Genomic DNA, 13,828 nt, shown 5'->3' with positions numbered 1-13,828 from the left:
GTTTCATCAGGGTCAAGACGACTGCCGTGAACTACGCTGAATTCAGTTATGCCAATCCTGAGCATCCACCGCTGAAGCGTTGGACCATCCGCACCATTGAAGGTCTCTCCGGCCGGCGAAAGCTGGTCAACATCTACGAGGTGTGGAAGGAAACGATGGTCGGCACGTCCGACTATATCTGGAACGACCTTCTCGGCCTGATCAACCTCAACGTTTCGGTTGCAGATGGCGAATGGCCGCCGAAGGATCTGCCGGAAGGTCCACTGGTGCTTATCGCCAATCATCCCTACGGCATTGGCGATGGTCTTGCGATCCTGGCACTCGCGGAACAGCTTGGCCGCCCGTTCAAGATCCTGATCAACAACGAGTTGCTGAAGGTGCCGGAAGTCCGGCCGTTTTCGCTGCCGGTCGATTTCGAGGAAACCAAGGAAGCGCTCAAGACCAATATGGCCACTCGCAAGGAGGCGCTGCGCCTGCTGCAGGAAGGCACGACCATTATCGTTTTTCCTGGTGGTGGCGTGGCAACGGCTGCCAAGCCATTCGGCCGTGCGGAAGAACTGCCCTGGAAGACTTTCACGGCAAAAATGATCCGGTCTTCGAGAGCAACCGTCCTTCCGCTTTATTTCGACGGGCAGAATTCCTGGCTGTTCCACCTGGTCAGCAAATACTCGCTGACCCTTCGTCTGGCGCTGCTTGTGCGCGAGTTCCGCCGTATCCTCGGGTCTGTGATGACCGCACGCGCGGGCAGGGCAATTCCGTTCGAAACGCTTTCGGGATTTGGCGATCAGAAGGAGATCATGGATTTCCTGCAGACCAAGGTCATGGAGATGGCGCCGCCCACACGGACCCGGCGTTTGCTTGGCCGACGGCGTTAGACGTCGCTACCCGGTCAGATCTTAAAGTCGCCGGGAACACGGCGCAGGTCAGTTGTTGATGCTGGACTGCTGCTGGCTGGCCAGTTCGCTGATGGAAGTGACCACTTCAACTTCCCGATCTTCACCCGGTTCCACCTGGAACGTGTGCAGGTAGGTGCGGCCATTGTTGCGGGCGAGGGCTTCATACTCGCCTTCTGCCAGCACGAAATCAGGGAAGGCGCCTGTCGCTTCGACCACGACGTCCCCCCCCGGGCTCAGGACAGACCAGGTGGTGTTGGCAATTGCTTCGCCGCCACGTTCGTTGACCAGTTTGAGCGTGATACCGGCGGCCTTGTGGAAGATCGTCGCTTCAGTGAGCTTGCCCGGCAGCACCTGAATATCGGCCCGGACGACCGCGTTCACATCGCCGTATTTGCTGACAACATGATAGGTGTTGGCGCTGAGACGGAGAATGGAGCCCGGCTTGACGTTGCTGGCAATCAGGTTGCGTTCACCGCGCTGATTGAATTCCATGCCATAAAGATCGAAGGCCACGGCGCGCCCGTCGAGGTCTTCACCATCCTTGAGTGCCGCACCGAATTTGATGCCGCCCGCATTGAGCGTCACCATCTTCGACTGGACTTCCTTGCCGATGACGATGCGGTTGGTTGCCTGGGAGAAGCCGTAGGCGGTGTGAATCAGGTAGGTGCCCGGGTCGAGCCGGAATTCGGCATCACCACCTTGCGACGTTGCAACAAGTTGCAAGCGCCCGTCGGCATTGGTCGTTTCCGAATAGATCCGCCAGATGAGCCCTTCGTTCAGCGGAGGGCTGTCGGGCGTCAGCTTTGCCATCAGGTAGAGAGCGCCCTGCCGCAAGCCACCCTTGATACCGGGGGATGATGCCCTGGCCGGCGCATAGGGGACAAGCGTATCGGAAAAGAGGGGTTCCGGCTCGCGATCGAGCAGGTTGATGATGGGTTCTTCAGGGGCAGCAGACGGTGCGTTCGGGTCCGGTTTTTCCGCAGGGGCCGGCGGTACGTCAGATGTCTGCGCCAAGGTCGCAGGAGCAAGGCCCATCGAAAGGACGGCGCTCAGCATTATCGAAAATGCAGTGCATCTGACTGCACGCTTCAAAGCCGATTGGCCGGAGAGGGGGGCTGAATTCACCATGCCTACGTCGTTATCATTTTGACTCGCAGACTTTTACCAGTCTTTTGAGGCATTCGTCACCCGAAACTGACCTTGGAGATCCGGTCCGGTTTGCCTGGTGCAAGTGCACCGGATGCAGGGCAACGACTATGTTTCTGTTTCCAGTGCGTTTTTTGGAATTCTCGGTACAATCTGACCGATCACGGGCCAAGGACGATTTTCCCGAGATTCACCGCACTGCAGCGTTGTCCCTTAATGCGCCCGGAAATTGGGCAAATTCAAGACGCTGCGATCAAAGTTGACAATTACGGTCAATGAATTAGGTGGATCTTACGATTGCAACAGGCCGACAGGATCTTTTCATGCCGAGTAACAGCGCCGGATCGCCGGCAACTCTGGACTTTCTCCGACAGCGGCGCTCCCACCCCTCCGTTACCATGACAGCCCCGGGGCCGAGCGAAGAACAGATCAACGACATTCTGACCATTGCAGCGCGCGTGCCCGACCATGGCAAACTGGCGCCCTGGCGTTTCGTTCTCTACAGGCCGGAACAGGGACGCACGATCGGTTCCTGGCTGGCGGACCGGTATGAAGCACTCTACGGACCGCTCGACGGCGAGCAACGCCAGAAGGAACTGACCCGCTTCACCCGTGCGCCATTGGTGATCGGTGTTCTCAGCCAGGCAGCCGAGCATCCGAAAATCCCGATCTGGGAACAGGAGCTTTCCGCCGGCGCCGTCTGCATGAACCTTCTGACAGCCGCGGCAGCTTCAGGATTCGCGTCGCAGTGGCTGTCCGAATGGTTTGCCTTCGATGAAGATGCAGCCCGTTACCTTGGCGCGCGAGACGGAGAACGGTTTGCGGGGTTCGTACATATCGGAACTCCGACACAGCCACCTTTCGAGCGTCCGCGCCCCGACCTTGCCGATATTGTATCCACCTGGACAGAGACCGACTGACCCATGTTCTACGAAACGGAAAAAAACGACCACGGCCTGCCGCATAACCCGTTCAAGGCTATTGTCGCACCCCGGCCGATTGGCTGGATCTCCACACTCGACAAGGACGGCAAGGCCAACCTTGCACCCTACAGTTTCTTCAACGCGGTCTGCGATACGCCGCCGATCGTGATGTTCTCTTCCACCGGCTACAAGGACAGCGTCTCCAACATCGACGCGACAGGGGAGTTCGTCTGCAACATGGCGAACCTCGGCCTCAAGGACGAGATGAACCAGTCCTCCGCCTCCGTCGCACATGAGATCTCCGAGTTTGATCTGGCCGGATTGGAGATGGCTGCCTCAAGACTGGTGAAAGCGCCTCGCGTTGCAAAGGCCGTCACTGCGCTGGAGTGCAAGCACCTTCAAACCCTGAGATTGAAGACGCTGACAGGAGACGACACCGACAGCTACGTCGTTTTCGGTCAGGTTGTCGGTGTCCACATCGATGAAAGCGTCATTGTCGACGGCAAGGTGGATGTAACGCTCTACAAGCCGCTATCCCGGCTTGGCTACATGGACTACGCCGTGGTGAACGAGGTGTTCCAGATGGGCCGGCCCAAAGTTTAACGATTATCCGAACGATCATGACCGAAAAGGGCGCCGGCAAAGTCGGCGCCCTTTTATTGTGACTTGCCGACTCATGGAAAACGGCGTTATTCGAATGCAGTAGTCGATGTTTTTCCTGGTGCGTTTTTCCAAAGGAAATGGCCGGTAGCCTCTTGTCTGTCCACATAACCGGCTTTCGACATAAGTAGTTCTGACCAGGCACAAAAGAAAAAAGACTCGCCTGTAGTTGCTTAGATCCCCACCTGTGTGTTGTTAAGGTTTTGTTAACCTTTTGGGCGTGAAAGTTAACGCTGAAAGTTAACGAAGTGATAATTTGGTTCCGTCGAGGAGACAGGGTCATGCGAGTTGCTGACACCGCCTCGATCGCGTCTAGGATCGAGCTTGCGTTTCAGTCTGCGAGTACTTCAACGGGGACGTCATTCGACTACCTGGTGAAGACAGCTGCGCGGGAATCGTCATTCAACCCAACGGCAAAGGCCAGAACATCCAGCGCCACCGGGTTGTTCCAATTCATTGAATCCACCTGGCTGGAGACAATGAAGGAAGCTGGTCCGAAACACGGTCTTGAAAAATACTCCGATCAGATTCAACGCTCCAAGAGCGGAAAGTTCTATGTAAGCGACCCGCAAATGCGGCGGGAGATTCTCGACCTTCGGAAGGATCCGGAAATCTCGTCCATGATGGCAGGGGCGCTCACGCAGAAGAATTCCCAGTACCTGGAACGCAGAATCGGGCGCGAACCGAGCGACGGCGAGCTCTATATGGCTCATTTTCTTGGTGCCAACGGCGCAAGCAGATTGATTGATGCGGCCGGCGCCAGCCCGGACATGCGAGCCGACAAGGTTTTTTCCGCCCAGGCACGCGCCAACAAACCGATCTTCTATCATTCGAACGGCAAGGCCCGCTCGATGCAGGAAGTTTACGAGGTAATCGTTTCCAAGCACGATGCCGTCACGATGATTGCGCAGGCCAGCACCAACAAGGACCTGCGGACATCGGGAGAACTCACGCAGGTCGCCACGCTGCCGAATGCAAAGCCTGCGGACGGCGCTGCGACGATCAACCAGAAATCCTTCGATCATCTCGCGGGAGATCCGGCAGCCGCCTTCGCAATGCGGACGAAACCCGCCGGCCCGGGCCAGATCGCGAGAGCTGACACCACAGGCCCTCAATTGCCTCAGGGCGAACTGTTCCAGTTGGCAAAGACGGATGTGCCGCTGCCGGAGCGCACGGCAGGGCAGGGGGCAACCACAACGGCAAGCGCAGCTTTCCTGGAAGAAAGTGTCGGCTCTGTGACCCCGGACCGTCCGGTGCCGCAAACCACACGCGAAGCAGCCATTGATGGTGATGATTTCGATGCAAGCAACAGGGTTCTGTCGGCCTTCCAGGCGACGGAAACAGCCAATCCGTTCGAGGCTCTGTTCCGCAATGACGCGGCTTCGAACCAGGCAGGCGTCAACCCGCGCTTTGCGTCGGCTTTCGCCGCTGTGGAAGAAGCTGCCCTTGTCAGCGCCCTGTCCGGAGCCTCCAACCAGGTGCAGGCACAGGAACTGGCGCTGGTGAATCAGGGCGGACCGCTGGACCTGACGCGTTTCCTGCGCCTGAAGGCAGAAGAGGAACAAAAGGACCTGCTGCCACCGGCTTGAGCATGGGCAGTTGAAAGACCCGGCTGAAAGCCTGATGTCTCATGTCCGCCACCATCGGGAAAGGCGGGCATTCGCCAGAGAACCTGGCAAAATTATGGTGAACCGATCGTTAAGCCTTTGATGTCAGACTCACACTCGACTCTTGGGAAGATTGTTTTACCGCCATGAACGCACATGACTTTCACCCTCTGAACGAAGTTGACGAGCGCACCTTGGATATACGTGCCGCGGAAGAATTCGCGGAACGTTATTTGGCAGCCGAACCTGGCAGCCAGGAACAGACCAGCATGGCTGCAGCCTTGACGATTCTTCTCGACGACCCCAGCCGCGCCGTCCGCAAAGCGATAGCGAGCCTGCTTGCGCCAAGCGCCTACGCTCCCGGTCACGTCGTGCGCTGCCTCGCAAGTGATGTCGACGAAGTGGCTTTGCCGGTTCTCAAGCACTCTCCCATATTGACGGATGTCGAACTGGTCGACCTTCTTGCAGAAGGCAGCGATGCCGTTCAATGCGCCATCGCCTCGCGTGAGGGATTGCCGGCTTCTGTCTGCGCTGCCATCTGTGAGGTTGGCTGCGAGCAGGCCTGCAGACAGCTTCTGGAAAACAGAAGCGCCCGCATCCTGCAGTCTTCCCTCCTGCGTATCGCGCAAAGATTCGAAGACCGGCCGGACCTCTGCGACCAGCTTCTGAAAACCCGGGACCTGCCGTTGACCACGCGCTATCAGTTGCTGATGCGGCTCGCGCAGAACCTTGACGATCATCCGATCGTGCTGGAGCGCGTTCCGGAAAACCAGCGTCATACTTTCCTGAGCGATGCAGAAGACAAGGTCGTGCTGCGGCTGGCTCTCGAAGCCGGTGCAGACGATCTGCCGGAATTCGTCGAGCATCTACGTGTCAATGGCAAGCTGACCACCCGGTTGCTGCTGCGCGCGGTCTGCTGTGGACGCTTGCGGTTTTTCGCTGCCGCTCTTGCCAACCTTGGCCAGGTGCCGCTGCCGAGGCTGTGCAAGCTTCTGGTCACGGTTCGTCGGTCGGCGCTGCAGGCCATGCTCCGCAAGGCCGGTTTGCCGCTACGGGCTCACCAGGCCTTTCTGCTGGCCATTGACATTGCCCGGCAGGCGGATGCCGACTTCACCTATGATCTGGCGCTGGACGAAGCCCGCATGCTAACGGAAACACTGCTTTCCGAAATGCAGGACGGCGCCCTGGGAGCGGACGAAGACGTGACTGCGTTCCTACGCCGTTTCGCCATCGACGTTGCACGTCTCGAGGCTCGGCTATTGGTGAAGAACAGCGGCCTTCAGGTGACAGCCGCTGCTTAGGCCGCAGTCCACCTCTTAGCGGATTACTTCCAGAAACATTTGAACGGATGAACGTTGCTCTGCGGCTTGTTGCAAATCACCTGCCGACCGCACGGATGTGTCGCAACAGCGGTGATCTGCCTATAGTTGAAACTGACCAGCCTTCTGGACGAGGCTGTTGGATCAGCCGGGCAAGCGCCGCTAGATTGTGCCGTCTTAGTGGAGTTGGACTTCTCGTTCGATTTGGAGGGTGTCTCCTGCCGAACGGCGATGCACTTGCCGTTCTTCAGTTCCTGATTTCGGCCACATGTCAGCGGGCACACTCGGCCTGTCGATTGCTTCAGACGGTCTAGAATTGAAGGGTCCGGGTCGAGCGAGGCAAGATCGACACCTGCTTCGCGGCTGAAAGTCCTCAAAGCCTGCCGGCTACGGTTGCCCCAATCACCATCAACACGACCAACCGAACACCCAAGGCGGTTCAATTCGGTTTGCATTGCAGTGGCGAGTTCTTCAGGCGAGAGTGACCGGCTGCTTGTTGATGGAACAATTGCTGGAGCAGGTTCGGTTGATACTGTTTCCTGCTGCGGCAGGGCAGCAACGATTATCTCCTGCGCAGGGGACGTGCTGTTGGAGGCGTCCGCAGCCTTGGCTGCCTTTGCCGCAGCGGCGGCAGTAGCTGCCGCTTCCGCCTGCTGTTGCAGTGAAGATATATTCAGCCTTGCCAGCTTGGCGTAGATCCCGTCCGGATATTGCTCCAGATAGGTTTCATACATTTCCGGCCGGGTGGCGTTCTGGATTGATTGCCAGAAAGCGATTTCAGCGGAGGTGTCGGGCTTCGCGTTGCGGGCTGCTTCTGCCTCGCTACGGTTCTTGAGTTCATCGATCCGGATCTTGGCGATATCCGCGAACTGGCCCTCGGGATATCGGGTCAGGTAGGTTTCGAAATAGGCAATAGATTCGCCGGACTTGATCGAATCCCAGTAGGCCAGCTCGATTTGCGGGTTGATCGCGGGCTTCTCCGGTTCGACGGGCTGTACCCTCTCAAGCTGCTTGAGAATGACTTCGCCAGTCAGTGAGGAATTGTCCCAGGGAACCTGCTGGCCCTTGGTGGCTTCCAGAACGTCCCGGCGCACCATTACCAGGTCGCGGGTGATGTCCTGACCGGGCGTGCCGAGATGCTTGATCAGGGCAGTTGTAAACGGGCTGTTCTCGCCATCGCCGTCAAGCGCGACATTGCCCGGCTGGGTGGCGAAGGAAACCAGGGAGCCGACACCGGAGCCGATCTTCGCAAGGCCACGACCGACTGCGCTTGAGCGCGTCCCCATGGACCGGGCGAGGTTTTCCGTAAACGGGTTGTTCCGGCAGGCATCCAGAAAGACCAGGTTGACCTTCGTGCTTTGCTCCATGGCATTGAGCACGAGATTTGCGGGCAGGGCCTCGAAATCAAGGTCGAGATGGGTGCTGAGTTCGGCGTCGACCGGGACGAGATAATTCTCGCCGTTCACCTGGATGCCATGGCCGGCATAGAAGAACAGGGCAAGGTCTGCGTTGTCGAGCTTCTTGATGAACTCGCGCACGGTCTGGCGCATGTCCCTCAAGCTCAGGTCGAGACCTGTGACAACATCGAATCCGAGGTCCGTCAGCTTGTCCGACATGCCCTTGGCATCATTGTAGGGGTTCTTCAGCTCCGCGACATTCGCGTAGCCGGAATTACCGATCACGAGCGCCACACGGCGTTCGGCATGTGCCGCGCTTGCGGCAAACACAAGTAGCAACAGGCATGCGATTATCTGCTTCACAGGCGGTTCTCCAAACCTACCAGCTCTCGGGAGCTGCCGTGCAAAACTATTCCGGTTACTCTGCTGTAGGGCACTCCGGCAGGCCGGGATCATAAATCAGATCGCGGCTCGCCGGCACACTTCAACTTTAAACATTCTTAAATCTGGCTTTAGCCGTGTAGCTAAATCCAGTTACAGCTCAATATCCAGCTGGCCTTTGAACCTTTGCAAGCGAGCTTCCTGCCGCACGGGTGTGTCAACGTCTGTCGTCCGACACCGGGCACTCTGCCGATGATCTTGTTGCCGTAAATAGTCGGGTTTTTCGGGCAACTGTCGGCGGTCTTGGACTTGGTGCTCGGCTTGGAGCCGTTGCCGGAAGGTTCAGGTTTTCTGGTTGCGACACAGCGACCGTTCTTCAGTTCCTGGTTCCGTCCACAGGTGAGCGGGCAAACGCGTCCGGTTGATTTCTTGAGCTGGTCCAAAATAGCGGGACTTGGGTCGAGTGAGGCAAGATCGATGCCCGCTTCGCGTCCATAGGTCCTCAGTGCCCGACGGCTCTTGTTGCCCCAATCGCCATCAACCCTGCCAACCGAACAACCGACGCGGTTGAGTTCAGTCTGCAGAGCCGTAGCCAGTTCTTCAGCGGAGAGCGGTGTGATTGGCGAAGGAATGACGCCTGCCGGGGTTTCGTCAGGTGTCAACGCGGCAACGGTGATTTCCTCGTCGCGTTTGGTAGCAGTTCTTTCAGGCGCCGGGTTGGGCGTGGCCGCTGAGGCCTGGGCGTTGCGGAGGCTTTCTGCTTCGGCCTGGCGTTTGATCGATTCAATCTTCAACCGCGCAAGGTCGGCGTAGATCCCTTTTGGATACCGGGTAATGTAACTTTCGAACATCTCCGGCCGGGTCGAATTCTGGATTGTTTGCCAGTAGGTGATCTCAGCCGTTGCATCCGGCTTGTTCTGCTGGGCCTTGTCACGTTCGGCCTTTGCCTTGATTTCGTCGATACGGATCCGGGCGATGTCGGCAAACTGGCCGTCGGGGTAACGGCTCAGATAGGTTTCAAAATAGGCAATGGATTCGCCGGATTTGATCGAATCCCAGTAAGCCAGCTCGATCTGCGGGTTGATCGCTGGCTTTTCCGGTTCAATGGGCTCCACCATCTCAAGCTGTTTGAGAATGACTTCACCAGTCAGCGAGGAATTGTCCCAGGGAACCTGCTGACCTTTGGTAGCCTCCAGCACATCCCGGCGGACCATCACGAGATCCCGGGTAATATCCTGTCCGGGTGTGCCGAGATGTTTCAGCAGGGCCGTGGTGAAGGGGCTGTTCTTGCCATCACCATCAAGTGCGACGTTACCTGGCTGGGTGGCGAAGGAAATCAGGGAGCCAACCCCGGAGCCGATCTTGGCAAGGCCCCGGCCGACTGAGCCGGAACGGGTGCCCATGGACCGCGCGAGGTTTTCAGCCAGCGGATTGTTCCGGCAGGCGTCCAGAAACACCAGATTGACCTTGGTGGAATGCTCCATGGCATTGAGAATGAGATTTGCCGGCATCGCCTCGAATTCAAGATCGACGTAAGAATTCAGCTCGGCATCAATCGGCACCAGATAGTTCTCGCCACTTACCTGCAGGCCATGCCCTGCGTAGAAGAACAGGGCGATATCCGCACCTTCGAGCTTGGCGATGAACTCCCGAACGGTCTTTCGCATATCCCGAAGCGACAGGTTGGTGCCGGTCACGACCTCGAAATCCAGACTGGTCAGTTTTTCGGCCATGCCTTTGGCGTCGTTGTCCGGATTGGTGAGCTGAGTGACGTGCTCATAACCGGAATTACCGATCACGAGTGCTACTCGGCGTTCGGCATGTGCCGCGCTTGCGGCAAACGCAAGAAGCAAAAGGGATACGAGGATCTGCTTCACAATCGATTCTCCAGAGCTACCTGATCTCGGGAGCAATCGGGCAATAAACCGGCTGCTCCCCCGAAGGGTAATCCGGCGATTCGGGATCGGAAATCAGATCGCGGGCTCACCAGAAAAATTCAACTTCAAACATTCATAAATCGGACTTCAGCCGAACAGCTAAAGCCAGGTGCAGGTCTTTACCCAGCTGGCCCTAGAACCTCTGCATGCAAGCTTCCTGCCGCAGGGGTGTGTAAGGGTCTGGCGGCCGAGGCCATGAGATTTTCCAATTACCTTGTTTCCATAGGCTGACGGGTTTTTCGGGCAGCTGTCAGTTGTCTTGGTTTGTGTGCTCGGTTTTGTGCTGTTGCCGGAAGGTTCAGGCTTTCTGGTCGCGACACAGCGACCGTTCTTCAGTTCCTGGTTCCGACCACAGGTCAGCGGGCAAACGCGTCCGGTCGACTTCTTGAGCTGTTCCAGAATGGAAGGATCCGGGTCGAGCGAGGCAAGATCGATCCCGGCTTCGCGGCCATAGGTTCTCAATGCCTGACGGCTTCTGTTGCCCCAGTCACCATCAACACGGCCAACCGAACAGCCAACCCGGTTGAGTTCTGTCTGGAGAGCCGTTGCAAGCTCTTCAGGCGATAACAACGATACCGGGGACGGCGAGGTCGTTGACGGCGCCTGATCAGGCGTCAGGGCGGCAACGGTGATTTCGTCTGCAGGCTTGGCCGTCGTTCTTTCCGGCGATGCATTCGCTGCTGCAGAAGCGATGGCTTGGGCTTCTGCCTCTGCCTGAGCCTTGCGGCGCGCATCCGCTTCCGCCTGGCTCTTGATCGACTGGATTTTCAGCTGGGCAAGGTCGGCATAGATCCCGTTCGGGTATCTGCCGAGATAACTCTCGAACATCTCCGGCCGGGTCGAATTCTGGATCGTCTGCCAATAGGTGATTTCAGCCGTGGCGTCCGGTTTTGCCTGCTTGGCCTTGTCGCTTTCCGCCTGTGCCTTGATCTCGTCCAGACGGATCCGGGCGATGTCGGCGAACTGGCCTTCCGGATACCGAGACAGATAGGTTTCGAAGTAGGCCGCATTCTGTCCTGACTTGATCGAGTCCCAATAGGTCAGCTCGATCTGCGGATTGATCGCGGGCTTTTCCGGTTCAATGGGCTGCACCATCTCAAGCTGTTTGAGAATGACTTCGCCAGTCAGCGAGGAATTGTCCCAGGGAACCTGCTGACCCTTGGTGGCTTCCAGAACGTCCCGGCGCACCATCACCAGGTCGCGGGTGATGTCCTGACCGGGCGTGCCGAGATGCTTGATCAGGGCAGTTGTAAACGGGCTGTTCTCGCCATCGCCGTCAAGCGCGACGTTGCCCGGCTGGGTGGCGAAGGAAACCAGGGAGCCGACACCGGAGCCGATCTTCGCAAGGCCACGACCGACTGCGCTTGAACGCGTCCCCATGGACCGGGCGAGGTTTTCCGTAAACGGGTTGTTTCGGCAGGCATCCAGAAAGACAAGGTTGACCTTCGTGCTCTGCTCCATGGCATTGAGCACGAGATTTGCGGGCAGGGCTTCGAAATCAAGGTCGAGATGGGTGCTGAGTTCGGCGTCGACCGGGACGAGATAATTCTCGCCGTTCACCTGGATGCCATGGCCGGCATAGAAGAACAGGGCAAGGTCTGCGTTGTCGAGCTTCTTGATGAACTCGCGCACGGTCTGGCGCATGTCCCTCAAGCTCAGGTCGAGACCTGTGACAACATCGAATCCGAGGTCCGTCAGCTTGTCCGACATGCCCTTGGCATCATTGTAGGGGTTCTTCAGCTCCGCGACATTCGCGTAGCCGGAATTCCCTATTACGAGAGCTACCCTTCGTTCGGCATGTGCGGAAGTCAAAGACAGCAATAAAAGAAAAAAGAAACAAAAAAAATGTTTCACGGCCATTCTCCATGAATAGGCCGAATGCTATGCGCGCTTGAAACCTGAGTCAATCAACTCTTTGACGTTGCGGCATAAACCTTGTTGGCAATTGGTCTACTGGTCCGTCAGACGTCATCAGGTTTCGGCGGAAATTGCGCCAGATATTCTTCCGTCACGCCTTGCAGGGTTTTCAGAAGTTCGACGCCGGTCTTGTTCGCTTCGTCCTTTGCACCTTCGGCGACCATTGCGCGAATGGCTTCGACGTAGCGTTCGACGAGGGACAGGGGCAACTTGTCGGGAGACGGCACGGTTTCGATCAGGTGACAGAAGCTGGCGGCGACTTCGCCAACCAATGGAAAACCAAGTGTCAGGGCCTGTCCCTTGATATTGTGTGCAGCCTGAAACAGGGCGGCGAGAGTGTCGTCGTTCAATCCCTGTGCGCGAACAGCTTCCCAAGCGTGAAGCAGGGTGGCGCTCTCGTTGTTCATCCAGGTTCCGAAATGGGAGGACAAGCGTTCGAGTGCTGCTTCAGCCGCCTTGACCGGATCGAATTTCTTGGCCTCGCGAGGTGTCAGTTCCCGCACCTTGCTGCGCAGGTCCGAAGGCGGGGACAAGATTTCATATTCCTGGTCCTTGGCAGTGTCGGCCATGACGGCAAATGTCCTCGTTATCCTCGCTCGGTCCTGACTTCAGAACACCTCGGTGGCAAAGCCTTCGGGCATTCGGCCGGAGCCTGTGGCTGGCAGTATCGGCAATCATACTTAACAGGGTGTTTCCGCCAGGATGTTTCGAAACTAATAGCGGAACATTTCAGTGAGGATGCGTTCGTCCCAACCGTGATCGGAATCAAACATGATCACGCCTTCCGCTTCGGCCGCCTCCCGGACTGCGACATGGGTAACGTGTCGGATTTCGGTGTGGTCGGCCGACGCGCTGACAGGGCGTTTGCCGGGATCCAGTATCTCGATATCGACCTTGGCGCCGTTCGGCAGGATCGCGCCACGCCAACGCCGTGGCCGGAAGGCGCTGATGGGGGTCAGCGCGAGCAGTTGTGCGGTGATTGGCAGGATCGGGCCATGCGCAGATAGATTGTAGGCAGTGCTGCCTGCCGGTGTCGCGACAATGATGCCATCGCACACAAGTTCTTCCAGCCGGACGCGTCCATCGACCGAGATGCGCAGCCGGGCGGCCTGCGATGTCTGGCGCAGGAGTGACACCTCGTTGATGGCAAGGGCGTGGTGAATGCCTTCGGAGGTCGTTGCCGTCATTTCCAAAGGCCGGATCGTCGTGATGTCGGCCAGCGCTAGCCGGTCCTTCAGGTCGTTTTCCCGGTATTCGTTCATCAGGAAGCCGACCGAACCACGGTTCATGCCGTAGATCGGTTTGTTGCTGCCCATGTGCTTGTGAAGGGTCTGCAGCATCAGGCCATCGCCGCCGAGAGCCACGATGACATCGGCTTCAGCCACTGGAACATTGCCGTAGCGGGCGGACAGGTCTTCCTGAGCCTTGAGTGCTTCCTCCGTGTCGCTGGCGACAAAGGCAAGCTTGTCGGTGGAAACCGGCCGGAAGTGTTCGGCACTGGAAGGAGGCGCAGATTGGTACATGAGCCAAGGGGTCTTTGCGTCTGGCAGTCTGCCGGCCAAAAAGCTGCACGCGTTGCGAAGCTGCTCCGGGCCGAATTCAGGGAATAGCACCATAACCGGGCAACCGGCGTTGGTGCAGAGAA

Annotated in this window: 11 protein-coding genes; 5 read left to right on the top strand and 6 right to left on the bottom strand. The window is 57.9% G+C overall.

What is annotated here, in order from left to right; genetic code table 11:
* Nucleotides 1-26: 26 nt before the first annotated feature.
* The gene (locus Q666_RS48570; protein ID WP_023001098.1) at nt 27-875 is read left to right on the top strand and encodes a lysophospholipid acyltransferase family protein; all 849 of its coding nucleotides are present in this window, start codon (nt 27-29) and stop codon (nt 873-875) included.
* A gap of 48 nt (nt 876-923) precedes the next feature.
* Here Q666_RS48570 and Q666_RS48565 read toward each other — a convergent pair whose 3' ends face one another.
* On the bottom strand, nt 924-1,952 hold the full coding sequence (locus tag Q666_RS48565; protein ID WP_023001099.1) for a hypothetical protein: 1,029 nt from the start codon (nt 1,950-1,952) through the stop codon (nt 924-926).
* Between the two features lie 413 nt (nt 1,953-2,365).
* On the opposite strand from Q666_RS48565, the gene Q666_RS48560 reads away from it, so the two are divergent.
* From Q666_RS48560 to Q666_RS48545, 4 genes are all read left to right on the top strand, one after another.
* Complete coding sequence (locus Q666_RS48560) at nt 2,366-2,962, top strand: nitroreductase (protein WP_031269322.1); 597 nt, start codon at nt 2,366-2,368, stop codon at nt 2,960-2,962.
* A gap of 3 nt (nt 2,963-2,965) precedes the next feature.
* Nucleotides 2,966-3,568 (top strand): flavin reductase family protein, encoded by a 603-nt coding sequence (locus Q666_RS48555; protein ID WP_023001101.1) that lies wholly within the window; start codon nt 2,966-2,968, stop codon nt 3,566-3,568.
* 338 nt (nt 3,569-3,906) lie between these two features.
* Nucleotides 3,907-5,214 carry a transglycosylase SLT domain-containing protein gene (locus tag Q666_RS48550; protein ID WP_031269324.1) on the top strand — a complete coding sequence of 436 codons (1,308 nt, stop codon included), beginning with the start codon at nt 3,907-3,909 and terminating at the stop codon, nt 5,212-5,214.
* Nucleotides 5,215-5,378: 164 nt separating this feature from the next.
* Nucleotides 5,379-6,533: a DUF2336 domain-containing protein gene (locus Q666_RS48545; protein ID WP_023001104.1), complete on the top strand. Its 1,155-nt coding sequence runs from the start codon at nt 5,379-5,381 to the stop codon at nt 6,531-6,533.
* 23 nt (nt 6,534-6,556) lie between these two features.
* On the opposite strand, the gene Q666_RS48540 is transcribed toward Q666_RS48545, so the two are convergent.
* From Q666_RS48540 to Q666_RS48520, 5 genes are all read right to left on the bottom strand, one after another.
* The gene (locus tag Q666_RS48540; RefSeq protein WP_023001105.1) at nt 6,557-8,311 is read right to left on the bottom strand and encodes a caspase family protein; all 1,755 of its coding nucleotides are present in this window, start codon (nt 8,309-8,311) and stop codon (nt 6,557-6,559) included.
* A 161-nt stretch (nt 8,312-8,472) separates the two neighbouring features.
* Nucleotides 8,473-10,206 carry a caspase family protein gene (locus Q666_RS48535; protein WP_023001106.1) on the bottom strand — a complete coding sequence of 578 codons (1,734 nt, stop codon included), beginning with the start codon at nt 10,204-10,206 and terminating at the stop codon, nt 8,473-8,475.
* 159 nt (nt 10,207-10,365) lie between these two features.
* The gene (locus tag Q666_RS48530) at nt 10,366-12,120 is read right to left on the bottom strand and encodes a caspase domain-containing protein (RefSeq protein ID WP_208993917.1); all 1,755 of its coding nucleotides are present in this window, start codon (nt 12,118-12,120) and stop codon (nt 10,366-10,368) included.
* Between the two features lie 107 nt (nt 12,121-12,227).
* Entirely contained in the window at nt 12,228-12,752 is a 525-nt protein-coding gene (locus Q666_RS48525; protein WP_023001108.1) for an Hpt domain-containing protein, read from the bottom strand.
* 144 nt (nt 12,753-12,896) lie between these two features.
* Nucleotides 12,897-13,706, bottom strand: a complete 810-nt coding sequence (locus tag Q666_RS48520; RefSeq protein WP_031269325.1) for an NAD kinase — start codon at nt 13,704-13,706, stop codon at nt 12,897-12,899.
* Nucleotides 13,707-13,828 lie beyond the last annotated feature (122 nt).

It is taken from the genome of Labrenzia sp. C1B70, from assembly GCF_000475395.1.
GTDB classification, from domain to species: Bacteria; Pseudomonadota; Alphaproteobacteria; order Rhizobiales; family Stappiaceae; genus Roseibium; species Roseibium algicola.
Note: the sequence above shows the minus strand (reverse complement) of the source record. Positions and strands in the feature narration are given on the sequence as shown.